This window comes from Amycolatopsis sp. lyj-23 (assembly GCF_046549135.1).
GTDB lineage: Bacteria > Actinomycetota > Actinomycetes > Mycobacteriales > Pseudonocardiaceae > Amycolatopsis.
This window is the reverse complement of the sequence record NZ_JAJPWN010000002.1, coordinates 1-19,318: the sequence shown is the minus strand read 5'-3', so window position 1 is coordinate 19,318 and position 19,318 is coordinate 1. Positions and strand designations below refer to the sequence as shown.

13 protein-coding genes and 1 pseudogene are annotated in these 19,318 nt (G+C 70.8%); 6 read left to right on the top strand and 8 right to left on the bottom strand.

What is annotated here, in order from left to right:
- Positions 1 to 104 precede the first annotated feature (104 nt).
- Positions 105 to 3,176, top strand: a complete 3,072-nt coding sequence (locus ACLJPY_RS03115; RefSeq protein ID WP_410586460.1) for a CHAT domain-containing protein — start codon at positions 105 to 107, stop codon at positions 3,174 to 3,176.
- Between the two features lie 11 nt (positions 3,177 to 3,187).
- Here the strand turns inward: ACLJPY_RS03115 and ACLJPY_RS03110 are convergent, their stop codons facing one another.
- Positions 3,188 to 5,290, bottom strand: coding sequence for a (Fe-S)-binding protein (locus ACLJPY_RS03110; RefSeq protein WP_410586459.1), 2,103 nt, complete (start codon positions 5,288 to 5,290; stop codon positions 3,188 to 3,190).
- Between the two features lie 31 nt (positions 5,291 to 5,321).
- Positions 5,322 to 5,738, bottom strand: a complete 417-nt coding sequence (locus tag ACLJPY_RS03105; RefSeq protein ID WP_410586458.1) for a hypothetical protein — start codon at positions 5,736 to 5,738, stop codon at positions 5,322 to 5,324.
- Between the two features lie 221 nt (positions 5,739 to 5,959).
- On the opposite strand from ACLJPY_RS03105, the gene ACLJPY_RS03100 reads away from it, so the two are divergent.
- On the top strand, positions 5,960 to 6,622 hold the full coding sequence (locus tag ACLJPY_RS03100) for a nitroreductase family protein (protein WP_410586457.1): 663 nt from the start codon (positions 5,960 to 5,962) through the stop codon (positions 6,620 to 6,622).
- Between the two features lie 15 nt (positions 6,623 to 6,637).
- Here ACLJPY_RS03100 and ACLJPY_RS03095 read toward each other — a convergent pair whose 3' ends face one another.
- From ACLJPY_RS03095 to ACLJPY_RS03085, 3 genes and pseudogenes are all read right to left on the bottom strand, one after another.
- Complete coding sequence (locus ACLJPY_RS03095; RefSeq protein WP_410586456.1) at positions 6,638 to 8,740, bottom strand: putative bifunctional diguanylate cyclase/phosphodiesterase; 2,103 nt, start codon at positions 8,738 to 8,740, stop codon at positions 6,638 to 6,640.
- An 84-nt stretch (positions 8,741 to 8,824) separates the two neighbouring features.
- Positions 8,825 to 9,903: pseudogene (locus ACLJPY_RS03090) on the bottom strand (alpha/beta hydrolase).
- Between the two features lie 73 nt (positions 9,904 to 9,976).
- Positions 9,977 to 11,305, bottom strand: a complete 1,329-nt coding sequence (locus tag ACLJPY_RS03085; RefSeq protein WP_410586455.1) for a cytochrome P450 — start codon at positions 11,303 to 11,305, stop codon at positions 9,977 to 9,979.
- Between the two features lie 134 nt (positions 11,306 to 11,439).
- On the opposite strand from ACLJPY_RS03085, the gene ACLJPY_RS03080 reads away from it, so the two are divergent.
- Complete coding sequence (locus ACLJPY_RS03080; RefSeq protein ID WP_410586454.1) at positions 11,440 to 12,261, top strand: SAM-dependent methyltransferase; 822 nt, start codon at positions 11,440 to 11,442, stop codon at positions 12,259 to 12,261.
- Between the two features lie 133 nt (positions 12,262 to 12,394).
- Here ACLJPY_RS03080 and ACLJPY_RS03075 read toward each other — a convergent pair whose 3' ends face one another.
- Positions 12,395 to 15,346: a glycoside hydrolase family 3 C-terminal domain-containing protein gene (locus ACLJPY_RS03075; RefSeq protein ID WP_410586453.1), complete on the bottom strand. Its 2,952-nt coding sequence runs from the start codon at positions 15,344 to 15,346 to the stop codon at positions 12,395 to 12,397.
- A 149-nt stretch (positions 15,347 to 15,495) separates the two neighbouring features.
- Positions 15,496 to 15,660 carry a hypothetical protein gene (locus ACLJPY_RS03070; RefSeq protein WP_410586452.1) on the bottom strand — a complete coding sequence of 55 codons (165 nt, stop codon included), beginning with the start codon at positions 15,658 to 15,660 and terminating at the stop codon, positions 15,496 to 15,498.
- A gap of 38 nt (positions 15,661 to 15,698) precedes the next feature.
- Between ACLJPY_RS03070 and ACLJPY_RS03065 the strand changes: the two genes are divergently transcribed.
- From ACLJPY_RS03065 to ACLJPY_RS03055, 3 genes are read left to right on the top strand one after another with little or no spacing between them, the layout of a single operon-like run.
- Positions 15,699 to 16,709: a LacI family DNA-binding transcriptional regulator gene (locus tag ACLJPY_RS03065; protein WP_410586451.1), complete on the top strand. Its 1,011-nt coding sequence runs from the start codon at positions 15,699 to 15,701 to the stop codon at positions 16,707 to 16,709.
- A 48-nt stretch (positions 16,710 to 16,757) separates the two neighbouring features.
- Positions 16,758 to 17,990 carry an extracellular solute-binding protein gene (locus ACLJPY_RS03060; RefSeq protein ID WP_410586450.1) on the top strand — a complete coding sequence of 411 codons (1,233 nt, stop codon included), beginning with the start codon at positions 16,758 to 16,760 and terminating at the stop codon, positions 17,988 to 17,990.
- Positions 17,987 to 18,925, top strand: a complete 939-nt coding sequence (locus tag ACLJPY_RS03055) for a carbohydrate ABC transporter permease (RefSeq protein ID WP_410586449.1) — start codon at positions 17,987 to 17,989, stop codon at positions 18,923 to 18,925. Before ACLJPY_RS03060 ends, ACLJPY_RS03055 begins: the two co-directional genes overlap by 4 nt.
- 8 nt (positions 18,926 to 18,933) lie before the next feature.
- Here the strand turns inward: ACLJPY_RS03055 and ACLJPY_RS03050 are convergent.
- A partial coding sequence (locus ACLJPY_RS03050) for a transposase (protein WP_410586448.1) occupies positions 18,934 to 19,318 on the bottom strand: 385 nt, incomplete at its 5' end.

Below are 19,318 nucleotides of genomic sequence, written 5' to 3'. Positions count from 1 at the left end.
CGGACAGCACCGAACCGGTCGATCCCATCGAGGAGCTGATCCAGGCACACCGAGCCACCGGTCACCTCGAGCCGATCCTGCGGGCGTGCGAACACCTGCGCGCGATGCTCGCCGGGACTGCGCCAGGCCTGTTCCGCAACCACTTGCACAACCAACTCAGCCGCGCTCTCCGGGATCTGGCCGAGGCCACGTCGGATCGCGCCCGGCTGGAGGAAGCCATCATCGAAGCGCGGGCGGCCGTCGACGGCGATCCGGCGGACGATCCGTGGCGGTACGTGTACCTGAACAACCTCGCCCAGGCACTGGGCGACCGGTTCGACCGGACTTCGAAGCTCAACCACCTCGCCGAAAGCGAGCAGGCCTACCGGGAGGCGCTGAAGGTGGCGCCCGAAGAAGACCTGCACGGACTTGCCACCATCCGCAGTGGACTAGCCACCATCTTGACCCATCGATACGACCGAACGGGCGACCGCCGCGACCTTCTCTACGCGATCGAGCTGTGCCGCCCGACCGCGGCCATGGGCGAACCCCGGAGCCTGCACGAACTCGCTTCCCTCCTCAGCACCTGGTTCGACCTCGACGCCGACCCGGCGGTACTCCGGGAAGCCATAGCCGCGGCCGAGCGCGCGGTGCAGACGACCGATCAACCCGGCCTGCAGGTCATGGCCCTCACAACGCTCGGCGAGCTACGCACCAAGGCGGCCATCAACCTCGAGCAGCCGGACGCACTGGCCCGCGCCGAGGCGGAACTCGCCGAGGCCGTGCGACGCACTCCCCGCGACAGCACCCAGTACGCGAGCCGGCTCACCACCCTGACCAACACTCGGCACGAGCTGTTCCGGCGCAGTGGCGACCGAGGCCTGCTCGACGAAGTGACCGCCTGGTTCACGGAGGTCCTGGACCGGACGCCGCCCGGCGACGTCAACCTTCCCGGGCGGCGAGTCAACCTCGCCTTGGCGCTGCTCGACCAGTTTCGCTACTTCGGCGTCACTTCGGCGTTGGACACGGCGTCCGGGCATCTCCATCGAGCACTCGGCTCGGTACCGCCGCACGACCCGTTCCGGCCGATACTGCTGTCGATCCTCGGTTCCGTCTACCTCGATACGGCGAACGGGCTCGCCGGAGACGAAGAGCGCGCGTGCCTCGACATGGCGATCGCCACGCTGCGCGAAGCGCTGTCCGTGGCCTCGGATCGCTTTTCGAGCCGTGGGCTGCTGGTCAACAACCTGGCGGCTGCGCTGCGAAGCCATCCCGAACAGTCGGTGCAAGCCGAAGCCGAACGGTGCTGTCGCGCGTGGCTCGCTACTGCCGGACGAGCGGACGCCGGTTACGACCTGGTGCGTTCGACGCTCGTGGCTTCCCTGCTCGACCGGCTGAGGGCCGAACCCGACCGAGCTTCGCTCGACGAGGCCGAGCGGCTGGCCCGTGGTCTCGCCACCGCGCACGTGCGAGATCACCGAGTCCCGGTCATGAACCGGCTCGCGCTGGTACGCCTGCTCAAGATCCGCGCCGAACACTTCGACGTCTCCGCGGCCCGCACCGAAGCGGTCGTCCTCCTGCGATCCGTGCTGGACGCACCGATGACCCCCGACGAGCGAATCCGCGCACACGCCATGCTTGGCGAGCTCTTGGCGGACGACGATCGGCACGGCTCGTGCCAGGCTTACTGCACGGCCGTCGAACTCCTCGTCCGGATGGTGCCGCGCACGCGGCGGCATACCGATCGCGAACACGGCTTGAGCCGCTTCTTCGCCCTTGCTTCGGATGCAGCCGCGGCGGCGCTGTCGGCTGGTCAGCCGCATCTCGCCGTCGAACTCCTCGAGCGAGGTCGCGGAATTCTTCTCGGCTCGGCCGACACCGGCGACCTCGATCGCCTGAACGCCGCGCATCCGCACCTCGCGCGACGGTTCGGAGACCTGGATGCCCGGATCGCGGGGCTTCGGACAAGCACGGACTCGCCGGTCACGCACACCGAACTCCTGCTCCGGCGCCGGCTCGAGGCGGAGGAGTCGGAGGTGCTCGCCGACATTCGAGCCCGGCCGGGGTTCGAGCGGTTCCAAGCCGGCCCTTCTTGTGCCGAACTTCTGGCACGACTGCCCGGTCCGGCCGTCGTCGTGAACGCGAGCAGGTACCGCGCCGACGCGCTCGTATTGGCCGACGGCAAACTCAGCGTCGTCCCGCTACCTCGCTTGCGTCACGACCACCTGATGGATCAGGCAACCCGGTTCCTCCAGCATCGGGACCGGTTCATTCTGGGCCACGAGCTCGCGAAGATCGACGAGGCCACCGTCGACCTCCGCGTCCGCTCGCTCCACAACACCCTCAGCTGGCTGTGGGAAAGCGTGGCCGACCCGGTCCTGGCCGCCCTCGGCCCACGGCGGCGCGTTTGGTGGTGCCCGACCGGACTGGTGACCGTTCTTCCGATCCACGCCGCCGGCCGTTATCGGAAGACCACCGGCGACGAACTGGCCGAGACGGTACTGGACCAGGTGGTGCCGTCGTACGTGCCGACCTTGCGGACACTACTGACCCCCGAAGCGGAGCCTGCGAACCGGCGGATGCTCGCCGTCGGCATCGGTGAAACTCCAGGCGAGGCATTCCTCCGGGCTGCGACCGGCGAGGCTCGCACAGCAGCCGCGGTCCTCGAAAGCAGCACACTGGTTCTCGACGCCGAGGCGACGCGTGCCCGGCTTCTGGCGGAACTACCGCACCATACCTGGTTCCACTTCGCCGGGCACGGCGCGCAAGACACCTATCGCATCGAGGGCGCGCACCTGCTGAGCCACGACTACGCCGACACCGGCGGCCTCACCTTCACCGACCTCCGCGCGGCCCGTACCGACCGAGCGCAGCTGGCCTATCTCAGCGCCTGCCGGTCATCGTCCGGGCGCCTGACACTGCCCGACGAAGCGGTACACGTAGCAGGAGCGATGCTGGCGGCCGGCTTCGACCGGGTCGTGGCCGCGAACTGGAAGGTGAACGACGACGTCGCCCGGACAGTTGCCGAGCACTTCTACCGGTTCCTCGGGGACCCGTCGCCCACGGCGGAGCGGTCGGCGGAGGCGTTGCACTCAGCGGTGCAGCATACGCGGAAGGCGCTGGCCGCTGATCTGACCGGCGCCGACCGCGATCTCGCCGTGCTGTTGTGGGGCGCGTTTGTGCACTTCGGCAGGTGACGCATCCTCGGTCAGACCTTCGGCGTCGAGGCGTCCGTCGCCTTCACCCGCTCCAACAGCAGCTGAGCGACATCACGGACGTCCACGTTCTCCGCCTTCTGCTCGCTCTGCCGCTGCACCAGCCCGTCGGTCAGCATCACGCGGCAGAACGGGCAGCCCGTCACGATCGTCTCCGCCTCCGTGGCGATCGCTTCGTCCACGCGCTCCAGGTTGATGCGCTTGCCGATCTGCTCCTCCATCCACATGCGGGCGCCGCCCGCGCCGCAGCACAACGCGCGGTCCGCGTGGCGGGGCATCTCCGCCAGGGACGCGCCCGTCGCGCCGACCAGCTCGCGCGGGGGCGTGTACACCTTGTTGTGGCGGCCCAGGTAACACGGGTCGTGGTAGGTGACGCGGGGGCCCTCCGCCACCGGCTTGACCGGGGTCAGCTGCCCGCCGCGGACCAGGCGGTTGAGCAGCTGCGTGTGGTGGACCACCTCGTAGTGGCCGTCCAGCTGCGGGTACTCGCGGCTCAGCGTGTTCAGGCAGTGCGGGCACGTCGTGACGATCTTGCGCAGCCGCGGCTCGCGGCCCTCGAACACCGCGTTGAGCGTCTCGGCCGTCTGCTGGGCCATCATCTGGAAGAGGAACTCGTTGCCCGCGCGCCGCGCCGGGTCACCGGTGCAGGACTCCTCCTTGCCCAGCACCACGTACTTCACCCCGGCGATGTGCAGCAGCTCCGCCGTGGCGCGGACGGTCTTGCGCGCCTGGTCGTCGAACGCGCCCGCGCAGCCGACCCAGTAGACGTACTCGACGTCTTCGGCCAGCTCGCCGTCGAACACCGGGACGTCGAAGCCCAGGTCCTTCGTCCAGGCGAGGCGCTCCGAGTTGTTCTGGCCCCACGGGTTGCCCTTGGTCTCCAGGTTCTTGAACAGCCCGCCGAGTTCGGTCGGGAACGCCGACTCGATCATCACCTGGTAGCGGCGCATGTCGACGATGTGGTCGACGTGCTCGATGTCCACCGGGCACTGCTCGACGCACGCGCCGCACGTGGTGCACGACCAGAGCACGTCCGGGTCGATGACGCCGCCGTCGTCCTCCGGGCCGACCAGCGGGCGCGCGCCCTCGTGCTCGGTGCCGGCGAGGATGTAGGGCGCCTCCTCGAACAGGTTGTCCCGCAGGTTCATGATGACGAGCTTGGGCGACAACGGCTTCCCGGTGTTCCACGCCGGGCACTGCGACTGGCAGCGGCCGCACTCGGTGCACGTGGTGAAGTCGAGCATGCCCTTCCACGTGAAGTCGCCGATCTTGCCGCGGCCGAACGTGTCGTCCTCGCCCGGGTCTTCGAAGTCGATCGGCTTGCCGCCGGACTCCATCGGCAGCAGCGGGCCGAGCGCGTCCGGCAGCCGCTTCGCCGAGACGTTGATCGGCGCCACGAAGATGTGCAGGTGCTTGGAATACAGCACGATCGAGAGGAACACCAGCATGACGCCGATGTGCAGCAGCAGCCCGACCGTCTCCAGCACCTCGGTCGTCGCGTGCCCGAGCGGCGCCAGCAGCTTGCCGACGCCGAGGGAGACGTACGCGCCGTTGTCGTAGGGGAAGTTGCCGGACGCCGAAGACGCGCCGCGGAAGAAGAACATCGTCCAGACGACGTTGAAGATCATCACGAGGATCAGCCACGCGCCGCCGGTGTGCGATCCGTAGAACCGCGACGCGCGGTCCTTGCGCGCAGGGGCGTTGCGGATCCGGATGATCGTGAAGACGCCCAGCGAGACGGCCACCGCGACGGCGATGAAGTCCTGCAGGAAGCCGAGCACCGCCCAGTGACCGATCCACGGGATGGCGAACTTCTCGTCGAACAGCGCGCCGTAGGCCTCGAGGTACACCGAAGCGAGGATCACGAAGCCCCAGAACGTGAAGAAGTGCGCCAGGCCGGGCACCGACCACTTCAGCAGCTTGCGCTGGCCGAAGACCTCGCGCACCTGCGCGAAGAGCCGGGCACCCAGCTCGCCGGACCGCTTGGTGTCCGGCTGGCCGGCTTTGATCAGCCGGTACAGGAAGGCCACCCGCTTTCCGGCGACGGCGAGGCCGACGACCGTCATGAGCAGGCCGAGGATGAGACGAACGAGCACGAGTCCTCCGCGTCGTGATGGAAGGACCGGCTCAGTGCGAGCCGGTGTAGTACCGGCACGCCTTGCACGCGTACCGCATCTTCGCGATCCGCCAGTGCTTCCGGTACAGATCGAGGTCGGGCGAGCGCCGGACGCCGAGGCGCTGGTAGCGCCCGGGCCGCCGGCCGGTTTCGTACTGCTCGGTCGCGCGGCCGAGGTGGGCGCGCCGCAGCACGCACCCCCGCGTCCCGCAGCGGCCGAGCGCGCTGCGGCAGAACCGGTGCAGCAGCACGAGTCCGCCGGTCACTTCTTCGACCACGCCGTAGCCGGGGTGGTCGCCCCGCCCGGCGAGCCGCACCGGCAGCCCGCAGTACGCGCATTTGAGCGTGCACGGAAGGCAGCCGGTGAGGTGCCGGATCCGCAGTTCGCGCCGGTCTTCGGAGCCGGGTCCTCGGACGCGCGACGCCATGAAGCCTCCCGGTACGACTGTGATCGGCACCACTGCCTGCTACTGGAGGGTAATGAGGAGGTCACTTCACGCGACAGGACCGGACGGCCTAGTTTCCTTGCGCCATCCCGGGTAATTTCCGGAGCAAGGATCACCTTACTGTCCGTACAGCGGACGCTTAACTCCGCGAATCGTACGTTCGGCCCTGCTGCCGCGGCCGGGTCCGCCACCACAATTCCGGCATGACGTATCACCCGGTCCCGTACCGCCCCACCCGGCTGTCCGACGACGAAGCGCTCGCCCGGGTGGCCGCGCTGCGGCAGCGGATGGAGGCCCGGCGCTCGGTGCGGATGTTCTCCGCCGACCCGGTACCCGAGCGCGCGGTGCTCGACGCGATCGCGGTGGCGTCCACCGCGCCGAGCGGGGCGCACCAGCAGCCGTGGACGTTCGTTCTCGTCACCGATCCCGAAGTGCGCCGCCGGATCCGCGAAGCGGCCGAAGCGGAGGAACGGATTTCCTACGACGGCCGGCTCGGCGACGCATGGCTCGACGCGCTCCGGCCGCTCGGGACGGACGCGGTGAAGCCGCACCTGACGGACGCGCCGTACCTGATCGTCGTGTTCCAGCAGCGGTTCGCCCTCGACGACGACGGCGGGGTCCGCAAGCACTACTACGTCGACGAGTCCGTCGGCATCGCGGTCGGCATGCTGCTCACGGCGTTGCAGGTGGCGGGGCTCGCGGCGTTGACGCACACGCCGTCGCCGATGCGCTTCCTCGGCGACCTGCTCGGCCGCCCCCGCAACGAAAAGGCGTTCGCGGTGATCCCGGTCGGCTACCCGGCCGACGACTGCGTGGTACCCGACCTGCGGCGCAAGCCCCTCGACGAGGTTCTCGTGCGGATCTGACCGTGCGGATCGGACTCAGCAGGCGGGCAGGCCGCCCGGCCGCTCCGGGAACGCCGGACCCGTCAGCAGATCCACGCCCCGCTCCTGCCACCACGCGGCTTCGTCCGCGGTCCGCACCCCGGCGACCGACACCGACGCCCCGGCCGCGTGCGCCGCGTCGATCAAGGCCGACAGCGGCCCGGTCACCAAGGGGTGCTCTCGCTTGGCCGCCAGGTCCGCCGAAATCCGCACCGTGCCGGCGGGGAACTCCGTCAAGCAGCAGGCGTCGGCGAAGCCGTGGATCTCCGCCCGGACGCCGATCTCCGCCAGCACCTTGATGTTGTCCGCCGCGTCGCCGCTCTCCGCCGTCAGCGCCGGCGCCGGGAAGCCCGGGCGCAGGCGGTCCGGGGGCAGGCCGGTGTCCTCCAGGACGCCGCGGAGCTCGCCGACCAGCTCGGGGTCCGCCGCCTGCTGCGGGGTCAGCTCCACGACCAGCGGCACGCCGATCCCGGCCGCCGCCAGTTGCTCGGCCGCCGTGCGCAGCAGCCACGTGCCCAGTGGCAGCGCCAGGCCGGTCTCCGCCGCCAGCCGCACGCACGTCTCGTGCGGCAGCACGCCCTCGGCCGGGTGGTTCCAGCGCAGCCGTGCCTCGACGCCCCCGACCGCCCCGCTCGTCGCGGAAACCAGCACCCGGTAGCCGGCCACGATGTCGCCGTTCTCCCACGCGCCCGCCATCGATGCGGCCAGGCCGTAATCGTGGCGGTCGCGCCGGTCCAGGTCGCGGTCGAACAGGCCCCACTGGCTGCCCGTCCGCTGGGCGCGCCGCAGGGTCAGGTCCGAGGCGCGCAGCAGTTCCGCGGGCGTGGTGTCGCGCGGTGGCCGGTGGACGACGCCGATGGCGGCCGACACCGCCACCCCGCGTTCCCCGTCGACGTACTCGGCTTCGGCGAGCTCGCGGGTGATCCGGCGGACGAGCGTCACCACGCCCGGCGTGTCCGCCGTGTTCGGCACGACCACGCCGAATTCGTCGCCGCCGAGGCGGGCCACGAGCGCCTTCTCCGGCTCGAAGACCGTCTTCAGCTTCGCGGCGACGCCGCGCAGCACCCGGTCGCCGAGTTCCTGGCCGAGCCCGCCGTTGATCCGGGAAAAGCCGTCGAGGTCGAGGTGGAAGAGCGTGATCCCGCGGGCCGGGTCCGCGTCGCGCAGCAGGGTTTCCAGGCGGGTGCTGAAGAACTGCCGGTTCGGCAGGCCGGTGAGCGCGTCGTGCAGCGCCTGGTGGCTCAGCCGCCGCTGCAGCAGCGAGACCTCGGTGTCGTCGTCCACGATCGTCAGCAGCTGCCGGGGCGTGCCGACCGCGTCGCGGATCACCGACGCGGCGAACGTCGCCCACATCGGCTCGCCGTCCTTGCCGACCAGGCGGCGGCCGGCGCGCAGCCGGTGCAGCCGCCCCGCCACCAGCTCGCGGTAGCTTTCCCGCAGCTGCTCGACGTCCTCGGGGTGGACCAGGTCGAACAACGTCAGCGCGGCGATCTCCGCCGGCGTGCGGTTGAGGGTCTTGGCGAGCGCGGCGTTCGCCCGCAGCACCCGGCCGTCCAGGTCGGTGAGGGCGACGCCGCTGGCCGAGCCGGCGAACACCTCCTCGAACTGGGCGCGGGTGATCACCTGCTTCTGCCGGGTTTCCTGCTCGACCTTCAGCAGCGCGCGGCTCAGGCCCTCCTGCCGCTTCTGGATGTCCTCGCGCAGCATCTCGCCGTAGCCGGAGCTGAAGGCGCCGAGCACGAGCACGACCCGCTCAGCCAGCCGCTCGACCCCGCCCAGTTCCGGCTCGCGCAGCAGCGCCTTGCCCAGGACTTCGAGGCTGCGGCGCAGGCTGTCCGCGCCGACGCACCGCAGCTCGACGAGCCGCCCGCCGGCGTCCGCGGCCGCCGCGAGGTCCGGCGGATCGCTGACCACCGCGGCGAACAGCCGCCCGGACAGGGCCGCCAGCTCGCGTTCGATCTCCTCCGGCGTGTGCGGCAGGTACGCCGTGGTGCTGACCAGGTAGCCCCACTTGCGCGCGAGCGCGGCGAGCCGGCGCGCCGCGCGTTCGGCGGACGGCTTCTTCCGCGGCGCGTCGCCGTGGGGATGGGGAGCAGTCACCTCAGGCTGTCCAAGGGTTCAGTGCACACACCGGTTCGGGTCAATCGATATATCTTGGCGTGGAATTGTGCGACACGCACGGCTTCAGTTTCGTCCGATCGAGTGATAACCCTGCGGAGTTGTGCCGAGGTGGTCCTGCAGCCACAAACGGGTGGCGGTGCGGTATTCGCCCGCGTTTTCGTGCAACGCCACGGAATGGCCCGCGCCGGGCAGCACGTACACCGACAACTTCGCCGGATCGGCGTAGTAGGGCGCTTCCTGCGCCTTCAGGACCTTCGCGTCCGAACAGTCACGCAGGGCCAGCACGCCGCAGAAAAGGACGTCCTTTCACCGACCACCTGGAAAACCGGTGCGGTAATTCCCCACGTCGCGGGCAGCACGATCCCGAACAACGCGACCGTGCCCATCCCCGGCACCGAAACCTGGTCCTTCGTCGCCTCGTCCGCGGCGATCACGGCGGGGTCGGCGTCACCCGCGGCGTAGAACAACCCGGCCCGTGCACCCGGTTTCGTCGTGAAGTACAGCGGATCGCTGCCCAGCGTCGACAGCTGCCCGTCGAGCAGAGCGGGCTGCAGGCCGAGCGCCGCGCCGAGGGCGAGCACCGGCAGCGCGGGCAGGACGACGCCGTCGACGTCGTGGTAGGTCGACGCCTCCGCCGCGACGACCCCCGACCCGACCGAGTGGCCGACGATGACCACCTTCGCGAAGGGAACCCCGCCGACGTGGCCGGCCCGCAGGTGGCCGACGACCTCGTGCATCGACTCCGCCGCGGCCCAGACCGACAGCGGCAGGCTGAGCGGGCGGCTGCTGCGCCCGGCGCCGAGCTGGTCGGCGGCGAAGGTCGCGTAGCCGTGCGCGGCCATGTCCCGCTGGTAGGAGTAGCGCTGGGGGTCGTACGGCAGGTCCCAGTACGCGCTGTTGTACGTCCCGCCGTGCACGAGCAACTGGACGGTGTCCGGTGCGGCGCCGGCGGGCAGGCAGAGCCGGCCGTGCACGACTGCGGGCGCCCCGGGCACCAGCGGCGGCAGGCCGGGGCCGGTGACCGGCAGATCCGTGTCGCTGCAGGAGATCGCGGCGGCCTCGGCGGGCACCGCGGCGGTCAGCGACGCGAGCAGGACACCGCAGGCGGCCAGCGCCGCCGTCAGCTTGAGCGGCCGTCTCACACCGCACTCCCCTTCCGAGCCGGACCGGCTGCCGGACCCCGGAACACTACACCCGGTAGCGGGACCGGCACCGTCAGGTCCGGGGTACGACGGTCATCGGCAGCCGGTTCGGCTGCATCGTCGCCTTGATCTGCGCGTACACCTTCTTGCCCGGCACCGGGACCAGCCGCCAGCGCGCCCCGACGGTCGCGGCGACGATGGCGATCTCCGTCGGCGCGAACACGTGCCCGGGGCACAGCCGCGCGCCCGCGCCGAACGGGATGTACGCCCCCTTCGGCAGTTCCGCGGCGCGGCCGGGCGCCCAGCGGTCCGGGTCGAACCGGTCCGGGTCGGGGAACCAGCGCGGATCGCGGTGCAGCGTGTGCTGGCTGACGGCGACCTCGCTGCCCGCGGGGATCGCCACGCCGCCGAGTTCGACGTCCTCGCGGGCGCGGCGCATCAGGATCAGCGGCGGGGTGCGGCGGACGATCTCGTCGACGATCCGGTGCGTGTACCCCAGCGCGGGCAGGTCTTCGAAGCGCGCGGGCCGGCCGCCGAGCACTTCGTCGACTTCGAGGTGGAACCGGCGTTCGACGTCCGGGTGCTGCCCGAGTTCGTGGAAGAACCAGGCCAGCGCGACGGCGGTCGTTTCGGCGCCGGTGGTCAGGATCGTGATGACCTCGTCGTGCACCTGGCGGTCCGACATGCCTTCGCCGGTCTCCTCGTCGCGGGCCGACAGCAGCGTCGAGAGCAGGTCGCCGTGGTCGGCGCCGTCTTCGCGCGCGGCGACGACGGTTTCGCCGATCACCTCGCGCAGGCGCGTGGCCGCGGCGTCGAACCGCCGGTTCGGCGGGATCGGCAGCTTCTCGACGAACCGCGGCGAGAACGCCCGCACCAGCACGTACTTGAGCATGACCGGGATCGAGTGCCGGATCTCCGCGAGGACTTCGTCGCCGAGGGCGGTGGAGAACAGCGTCTGCCCGGCGATGGTCAGCACCAGGTCCTGCATCCGCCGGTCGAATTCGACGACTTCGCCGGGCCGCCACGAGTCCACCAGTTCGGCGGCCAGCTTCGTCATGGTGTGCTCGGCGTAGGCGGCGATCCGGGGGCGGCCGAAGGCGGGCAGCACCAGTCCGCGCCGGCGGCGGTTGAGCTCGCCGTTCGACGTGGCCAGGCCGTCGCCGAAGAGCGGGCGCATCTTGTCGAAGACCAGGCCCTTGTCGAACTTTCCGGCGTCGGTGGCCAGCACCCGCCAGGCCAGCGCCGGGGTCGTGACCACGTGCACGGGCAGCGGACCGAGGTGGATTTCGACGACGTCCCCGTGCTGCGCCAAGGAGGTGAAGAACTTGAGCGGGTCGCGCAGCAGGGGCACGGTGTGCCCGAGCAGGGGCAGCCTGCCGGGCACGGGACGCGGGTTCGTCATGGCCTCGTCTCCTCGCGACGTCTCCTCGCGACCGGGCCACCTTAGCCGCGGCCGGGGGCCCCGGAGTGCGAGTCCACACGAACGGATGAGGGGCTAAGCTTCGCTGCCGAAAGTTCGCGAGGGTGGGAGGTCCCGTGACCGCAGAGCCGGGCTGGGTACCGCCGGAGATCGACACCTCGGTGCCGAACCCGGCGCGGGTGTACGACTTCTGGCTCGACGGCGACCACAACTTCGCGGCCGACCGCGCGCTCGGGGAACAGATCCTGCGGATCATGCCGGGCATCCGCGACGCGACTCGGCTCAACCGCGCCTTCCTGCGCCGCGCGGCGCGGTACATGGTGCACGCCGGCGTCCGCCAGTTCCTCGACGTCGGCTCCGGCATCCCGACCGTGGGGAACCTGCACGAGATCGTCCAGCAGGTCGACCCGGCGTGCCGGGTGGTGTACGTCGACCGCGAGCCGGTGGCCGTGGCGCACAGCGAACTGCTGCTGCAGGACAACGACAACTGCGCGGTGCTGCAGGCCGACCTGCGCGACGTCAACGACATCTTCGACGCGGAGCCGGCCCGCCGCCTGCTCGACCCGGAGCAGCCGACGGGGGTGTTCATGTTGCTGCTGCTGCACTTCGTCCCCGACTCGTGGGACCCGGTGGGCATCCTGGCCCGCTACCGCGACCGCCTCGCCCCGGGCAGCTTCCTGGCGCTCACACACGTGGCGGCGGACTCCGGCTCGGCGGGCCTCGACGAGGCGATCGAGGTGTACACGCACCAGCAGAACCAGCAGAACCGCCCGTTCCCCCGCACGCACGACGAGGTGCTCCGCTTCTTCGAGGGCTTCGACCTGGTCGAACCGGGCCTGGTCGGCTGCGCGATGTGGAACCCCGAGGGAGCGGGCGACATGTCCGACAACCCCTCGGTCAACTCCCTCCCGTACGCCGGCGTGGGCCGCAAACCCTGACCGGCCGACACCGGCGTCGCCCGAATGTGGCGATCGTGTAGCGCCGCCTGGCACCGTCGGGGCCGCAGCGACGCTGCCGGCCGGGGTGCACGAGGAGCCGAGGGGGCTCGCCGTGCAACCCGGCCGACCGGGATCAGCGCAGGGAGAACGTCGCCAGGTTCACCGGGCCGTCGAACGTCAGGTACACGTCGTGCCGTCCGCCGGCCTTCGTCAGTGCCCCGGTCACCGTCGCGTACGCGTAGTGGTCGCCCGTCGAGGGCACCGGGACCGTGCCCAGCACGCGGCCGGTCGGCGAGTCGAGGTGGACGGTGATGCTCGTCGTCCCCGCCTCCGCCTTCGACGCCGACGCGGTGAACGTCGCCGGGCCGTTCAGCGCGACGTCCTCGAACGCCAGCCAGCTGCCCGCCGTGGCCGCGACGGACGTGCCCGCCGTCTTCGCCGTGTCGGTCAGCGTCGTGCCCCGGTAGGCGTCGAAGTTCTGCGCCTGCGTCGGCCGGGTCAGGTCGCGGGCGGGGATCCGCTCCCCCGCGACGTACACCGGCCGGGCCCCGGCCACGTCGGTGGCGTTGCGGCCGATCGCGAAGTCGTAGACCCCGCTCTCCACCACGGACTTCCCGCGGGTGACGTCCCAGAAGGCCAGGTCCGCCACGGGTACCTCGAACCGCACCGTGCGGGTCTCCTTCGGCGCCAGGGTCACCTTCGAGAAGCCGCGCAGCTGCTTCACCGGCTGCTGGACCCGGGACTGCCGGGCACTCGAGTAGAGCTGGACGACGTCGCTGCCGGTGCGGGCGCCGGTGTTCGTCACGTCGACGCTCACCCGGACCTTGTCACCGAACCGGGTGGCCCGCACGTCGGCGTAGCGGAAACTCGTGTAGCTGAGCCCGTAGCCGAACGGGAACAGCGGCTTGCCGCGGTAGTACTGGTACGTCATCCCGGTCTTGGCGATGTCGTAGTCGAGGATGCTCGGCAGCCCGGCGTCGGAGGCGTACCAGGTCTGCGTCAGCCGCCCGCTCGGGTCGGTGTCGCCGAAGAGCACGTCGGCGACCGCGTGCCCGGTCTCCTGCCCGGCGTGGCTGGTCCACAGGATGCCGGGCACCGGCAGCGTGTCCCAGCCGGTCGTCGGGTAGCTGTTCTCGACCACGACGACGGTGTGCGGGTTCGCCTGCCGCACCGCCTCGATCAGCGCGCGCTGCGCCGGGGCGAGCTCGGTGCTCGTGCGGTCGTTCGCCTCGCGGCCGTTGATGAACGGCATGCTGCCGACCACGACGACGGCGGTGTCCGCGCCCTTCGCCGCGGCGACCGCGCTGCCGACGCCGCTGGTCAGCACGTCCCGGCCGAACTTCGTCGCGTGCGCGGCGTCCGGCGAGGAGATCGTCAGGACGCCGTCGGGGCCGACGACGGCGAACTTGTCCGGCCCGAACCACGGCTCGTTCACCTCGTTGCCCGCGTACTCCAGCACGTAGCTGCCGTCGGGCTGCGCGTCGAGCTTCAGCTGCTGCTGCACGAACCAGCCGGCCGGCTGGTCGACGTCGTTCACCAGCGCACCGCCGGAGTAGCTGAGGAACTTGCCGTTCGCGGCCGCGCGCAGCGTGTTCTTCCCGGCACCCCAGTCGTAGACGTCGAAGGACTCCGCCGGGCCCGCGGTCGTCCCGCCCGCGGTCACCTTGCCGGTGGTGGCGGGCGCCGTGAGGTAGCGGCCGGTGGCGAGGTCCTTGAGCGCGATCCGGTCGACACCTTCGGACGCCGCGACCGTCCCCGCCGAGCCGAGCCGCTCCCGGATGCCCTGCACCGGCGTGACCTTGTACTGCATCGCGCCGCTGTACCAGTCTTCGTACAGCGTGTTCGAGAGCGGGCCGACGACGGCGATCTTCTTGTTCCGCGCGGCGTCCAGCGGCAGGGCGCCGCCGTTGTTGCGCAGCAGCACCACCTGCGCGTCGGCGGTCTTGCGCGCCAGGGCCTGGTGCTCGGGCGAGCCGATGACGGCCGGGGTGATCTTCGCGTACGGGTTGCGGCCCGGCGGGTCGAATTCGCCGAGCCGGAACCGCAGCGACAGCAGGTGGCGGTCGGCGTTCTCGACGTCGGCCATGGTCAGGAAGCCCTTGGCGAGGGCCTCCTTGACGGCGGCGACGGTGATCGAGCCGTCGGTGTCGTTGTCGGTGAAGCTGTCGAGGCCGGCCTTGATCGCCGCCGCGTCCCCTTCGGCCTTGGTGGCGTAGTACTTCTCCGAGTTGACCAGGTTGGACGGCGCGCCGGCGTCGCTGACGACGGCGATGTCCTGCGGCGCCCACTTCCGCAGCGCGCCGTCGAGGTCCGGGCTCACGTGGTTCGGGCGGCCGTTGACCAGGTTGTACGACGGCATCACGGCGTTGGCCGCGCCCGCCCGCAGCGGGATCTCGAACGCCTGCTGGTCGTAGTCGTGCAGGATCCGCGGCGGCACCGAAGAGTTGCTGGTGTCGCGGTCGGCCTCGTTGTTGTAGGCGAGGAAGTGCTTCAGCGTCGGGGCGGCCTGCAGGTAGCGCGGGTCGTCACCCTGGATGCCGTGGCCGTAGGCGACCGCGAACTTCCCGGTCAGGTACGGGTCTTCGGAGTAGCCCTCTTCGTTGCGGCCCCACCGCGGGTCGCGCAGCAGGTTCACCACCGGTGCCCACAGGTTCAGGCCCCACAGCGTCGGGTTGCGGGCGTTGAACCCGCGCGCCTCCTGCCCGACGGCCGCGCCCACCTGCTTCACCAGCGCCGGGTCCCAGGTGCTGGCCAGGCCGATGGCCTGCGGGTAGACCGTGCCGTCGGCCTTGACCACGGCACCGGAGTTGTCGTAGTCCGTCGACCACGCGACGCCGTGGAGCGCCTCGGTGCCGGTCTTGAACACGCCGATGCCGAGCCGCGGGATCGCCGGCTCGTACTGGTGCAGCAGCGAAATCTTCTCGTCCGCCGTCAAGCGGGACAGCAGGTCGTCGATCCGCGCGGCCAGCGGCAGGGCCGGGTCGCGAAACGGTGGTGGCGGGGCCGCGAGCGCCGGCGACGGCGCCAGCAGCAGGGTCGCGGCCACCGCCGGGACGAGGGCACGGCGGAAGGGGAACAGGCGCACGGACGGCCTCCGATTCGTCGAATCGTTTCGACGGCGTGGCGCGGAACATTCGCGTCGAACGGCGGGGAACCCGACGACTATTACAGCCGCGTGAGCACAGGGTCAAGAGTTGCTGGGACCGCTCCCAGGCGCCTGGCCACAACCGGTTTTCAGTCGCGCTGAGCTGCTGAAAGAACCACCAACAGGAGGTTTCGACGTTTTCGACGAAGGCGCCCGTTGTCGAACAGCCGTCGAATAGCGGCAACCGGCGAATGATGCTTGTGTTTCGGGCTGGTGTCACTTACCTTCGTGCCATCGTCGATGCGCTTCGACACACTCGTTCCTTCTCCTCCCCGTCCCCAGGAGGCCGCCCGTGGTCACGATCAACGACGTCGCCAACGCGGCCGGGGTGGCCCCCAGCACGGTGTCGTACGTGATCAGCGGCAAGCGCTCGATCTCGCCGAAGACCCGGCGGCTGGTCGAAGACAGCATCCGCAAGCTCGGCTACCACCCCCACGCCGGGGCGCGGGCGCTGGCCAGCAGCAAGACCAACGTGCTCGCGCTCGTCGTGCCGCTGCGCACGGACCTCAACGTCGCCGTCGTGATGGAGTTCGTCGCGTCGGCGGTCACCGCCGCCCGGACGCACGACCACGACCTGCTGCTGCTCACCAAGGACGAGGGTCCCGCCGCGCTGCAGCGGGTGGCGTCCTCGGCGATCGCCGACGCGCTGATGGTGATGGACGTCGAAACCGCCGACCCGCGGGTGCCGATGCTGCTGGCGCTCGACCTGCCGGTGGTGCTCATCGGCGTGCCCGACCACCCGGCCGGGCTGAGCTGCGTCGACCTCGACTTCACCGCGGCGGCCTCGGCGTGCGTCGCGCACCTGGCCGACCTCGGCCACCGCTCGATCGCGCTGATCGGCCCCTCCCCCGCCGTCTACCGGCGCGGGACGAGCTACGCGACCCGGTTCCTGCGCGGCTTCGACGAAGCCACGAAGAGCCGTGGCGTGCGCGCGGCTTCCCACGCGTGCGCCCACTCCTACGAGGCGGTGAGCGCCTGCCTGGACGAACTGCTCGCCGCCGACCCCGGGCTGACCGGCCTGGTCGTGCACAACGAGGCCGTGCTGCCCGGGCTGCTGTCGGACCTGCGCCACCGCGGCCTGCGGGTGCCCGAGGACATCTCGGTCATCGCCGTGTGCCCGGACAGCATGGCCGAGCAGCACGCCGTCGCGCTGACCAACGTGGCCATCCCGGCCGAGGAGGTCGGCACCCAGGCCGTCGAAATGACCATGCGCCGGCTCGCCGGCCACACCACCCCGGAGGTCCGGCTGCTCGGGCCCCGCCTCACCCGGCGCGAGAGCACCGGCTCGCCGCGCGCCCGGTAGGGATCGACACAGCCCCCGGTTCTGCTCCGCTGCCGAAGGAGAATCACCATGTCCGTAGTCCGTCGCGCCCTTTTGCTGTCCGCGAGTGCCGCGCTGCTGGCCGCCTGCAGCCCCAGCCCGGCCCCGTCCGCCCCGGGCGGCACCGGCGCCCCGGCCGCCACGTCGATCACCGAGCTGGACTACTACGCCGACGAGCAGGGCTCCGCGGCCTGGCAGAAGATCCTCGACACCTGCGCCGCGCAGACCGGCATCAAGGTCGAGCGCCAGAAGGTGCCGACCAACCAGATGCTGCCGAAGGTCCTGCAGAGCGCCAGCTCGAAGACCCTGCCGAACCTGCTCTTCACCGACAACCCGACGCTGCAGCAGGTCGCCGCCACCGGCGCGCTGACCCCGCTGACCGACTACGGCATCACCACCGACGGCTACTACCCGAGCATCGTCAAGGCCGGGACCTACCAGGACAAGCTCTACGGCGTCGCCCCCGGCGTCAACGGCCTCGCGCTGATCTACAACAAGGACCTCCTGCAGGCCGCGGGCGTCGAGCCGCCGAAGACGTGGGACGAGCTGAAGGCCGCCGCGGCGAAGCTGACCAAGGACGGCAAGTACGGCCTCGCCTTCTCCGCCATCCCGTCCGAGGAGGGCACCTGGCAGTTCCTGCCGTTCTTCTGGAGCAACGGCGCCGAACTGTCGCAAGTGGACTCGCCGAAGGCGGCGCAGGCGCTGCAGTACGTGACGGACCTGGTGAACTCGGGTTCGGCGTCGAAGTCGGTGGTCACCTGGAACCAGAACGACGTCGCCGACCAGTTCGTCGGCGGCAACGCGGCGATGATGATCAACGGCTCGTGGAACATCGCCCGGCTCGACGAGCAGAAGTCTCTCCACTACGGCGTCGTGCCGATCCCGGTGCCGCAGGCCGGCGGCAAGCCGGTGGTCGCCCTCGGCGGCGAGGTCGGCACCGTGCCGGTGACCAGCGGGCCCGCCCAGCAGGCGGCCGGCAAGGTGCTCTCCTGCATCCTGTCGGAGCCGACGATGCTCGAGTGGAGCAAGGCGCACGCCTACATCCCGTCGAAGACGGCCACGGCGCAGAAGTTCGGCGCGGACCAGCCGGCGATGCAGGCGTTCGTCGACGAGGTCGGCACGGCCCGCTCCCGCACGGCCGAGCTCGGCGAGAAGTACCCGAAGGTCTCGCAGGCGCTGGCCGACGCGCTCCAGGCGGCGCTGACCGGGAAGACCCCGGTCGACCAGGCCCTCAAGGCCGCGCAGCAGGCGAGCGGCTCGTGACGCTCGCCGCCGCCCCGACGGTCTCGGCGGCCCCCCGCGCGAACCGGAAGTCCCGCCGGGACAACCGGTTCGCCGCGTGGGCGTTCCTGCTGCCCGCCCTGGCCTACGTCGTCGTGTTCTTCGGCTACCCCCTGGTCGCGAACCTGGTGATGAGCACCCAGAACTACACGGTGAAGTCGTTCTACACCGGCGAAGCGCCGTTCGTGGGCCTCTCGAACTACTCGGCCGTGCTGGGCAGCCCGCTGTTCTCGACCGCGGCGCTCAACACGGTGCTGTTCACCGCCGGGTCGCTGGTCTTCCAGTTCGGCATCGGCCTGGCGCTCGCGGTGTTCTTCAACGGCCGCTTCCTCGGCAGCGCGCTGCTGCGGTCGCTGCTCCTGCTGCCGTGGCTGCTGCCGCTGGTGGTCAGCGGCGCGGTCTGGCGGTGGATGTTCGACCAGGACCACGGCGTGCTCAACGCCTTCCTGCGGTTGCTGGGTCTCGACGCGGTGCCGTGGCTGAGCAGCACGAGCTGGGCCCTGCCGGCGGTGGTCCTCACCAACATCTGGATCGGCATCCCGTTCAACCTGGTCATCCTGCACGGCGGGCTGCGCGCGATCCCGGCGTCGCTCTACGAGGCCGCCGCGCTGGACGGCGCCGGGGCGTGGCAGCGGTTCCGGCACGTCACCTGGCCGCTGCTGCGGCCGGTCACCGGGATCGTGCTCATGCTCGGGCTGGTCTACACGATCAAGGTGTTCGACGTGATCATGGTCGTCACCGGCGGCGGGCCGGCCAACGCGACGCAGACGCTGACCACGTGGTCCTACCGGCTGTCCTTCCAGGACTTCGCCTTCGGGCAGGGCGCCGCGGTCGGCAACGTCCTCATCTTGGTGGCGACGGTGTTCGGGCTGCTGTACCTCCGGTCGGCGAAGGCGACCCTGGCGGAGGCTGCCTAATGTTTTTGTCAAGCGGCCGTGGCGGAGGTGCGGTGGTCGGCTCGGTAGGGCTGGCGGGTGCGCAGCAGTGCGTGCAGGACGTTGATGCGGCGTCGGGCCAGTGCGATGAGGGCTTGGTGGTGTCGTTTGCCTTCGGCTCGTTTGCGGGTGTGGAAGGCTTTGCTGGCGGGGTCGCTGCGGATCGCGGCGAAGGCGGATTGGCAGAAGACGAACTTCATCGTCTTGCTGCCGGCGGTGGCGCGTCGCAGGTAGTGCATTTTGCCGGACTGTTGCAGCACCGGTGCCGGCCCGGCGGCGGAAGCGAGCTGGCCGGCGCCGGCGAAGCGGGCGAGATCGCCTGCCTCGGCGAGGAACTCGGCGGTCAGGGTGGCCCTCATCCCCGGCATGCCGGCG

Excerpts from the sequence above, each read along its gene's own strand:
- ACLJPY_RS03115 (WP_410586460.1), top strand. The coding sequence starts at position 105 with ATGCTCGCCGGGACTGCGCCAGGCCTGTTCCGCAACCACTTGCACAAC.
- ACLJPY_RS03105 (WP_410586458.1), bottom strand. The coding sequence starts at position 5,738 with ATGGCGTCGCGCGTCCGAGGACCCGGCTCCGAAGACCGGCGCGAACTG.
- ACLJPY_RS03100 (WP_410586457.1), top strand. The coding sequence starts at position 5,960 with ATGACGTATCACCCGGTCCCGTACCGCCCCACCCGGCTGTCCGACGAC.
- ACLJPY_RS03085 (WP_410586455.1), bottom strand. The coding sequence starts at position 11,305 with ATGACGAACCCGCGTCCCGTGCCCGGCAGGCTGCCCCTGCTCGGGCAC.
- ACLJPY_RS03060 (WP_410586450.1), top strand. The coding sequence starts at position 16,758 with ATGTCCGTAGTCCGTCGCGCCCTTTTGCTGTCCGCGAGTGCCGCGCTG.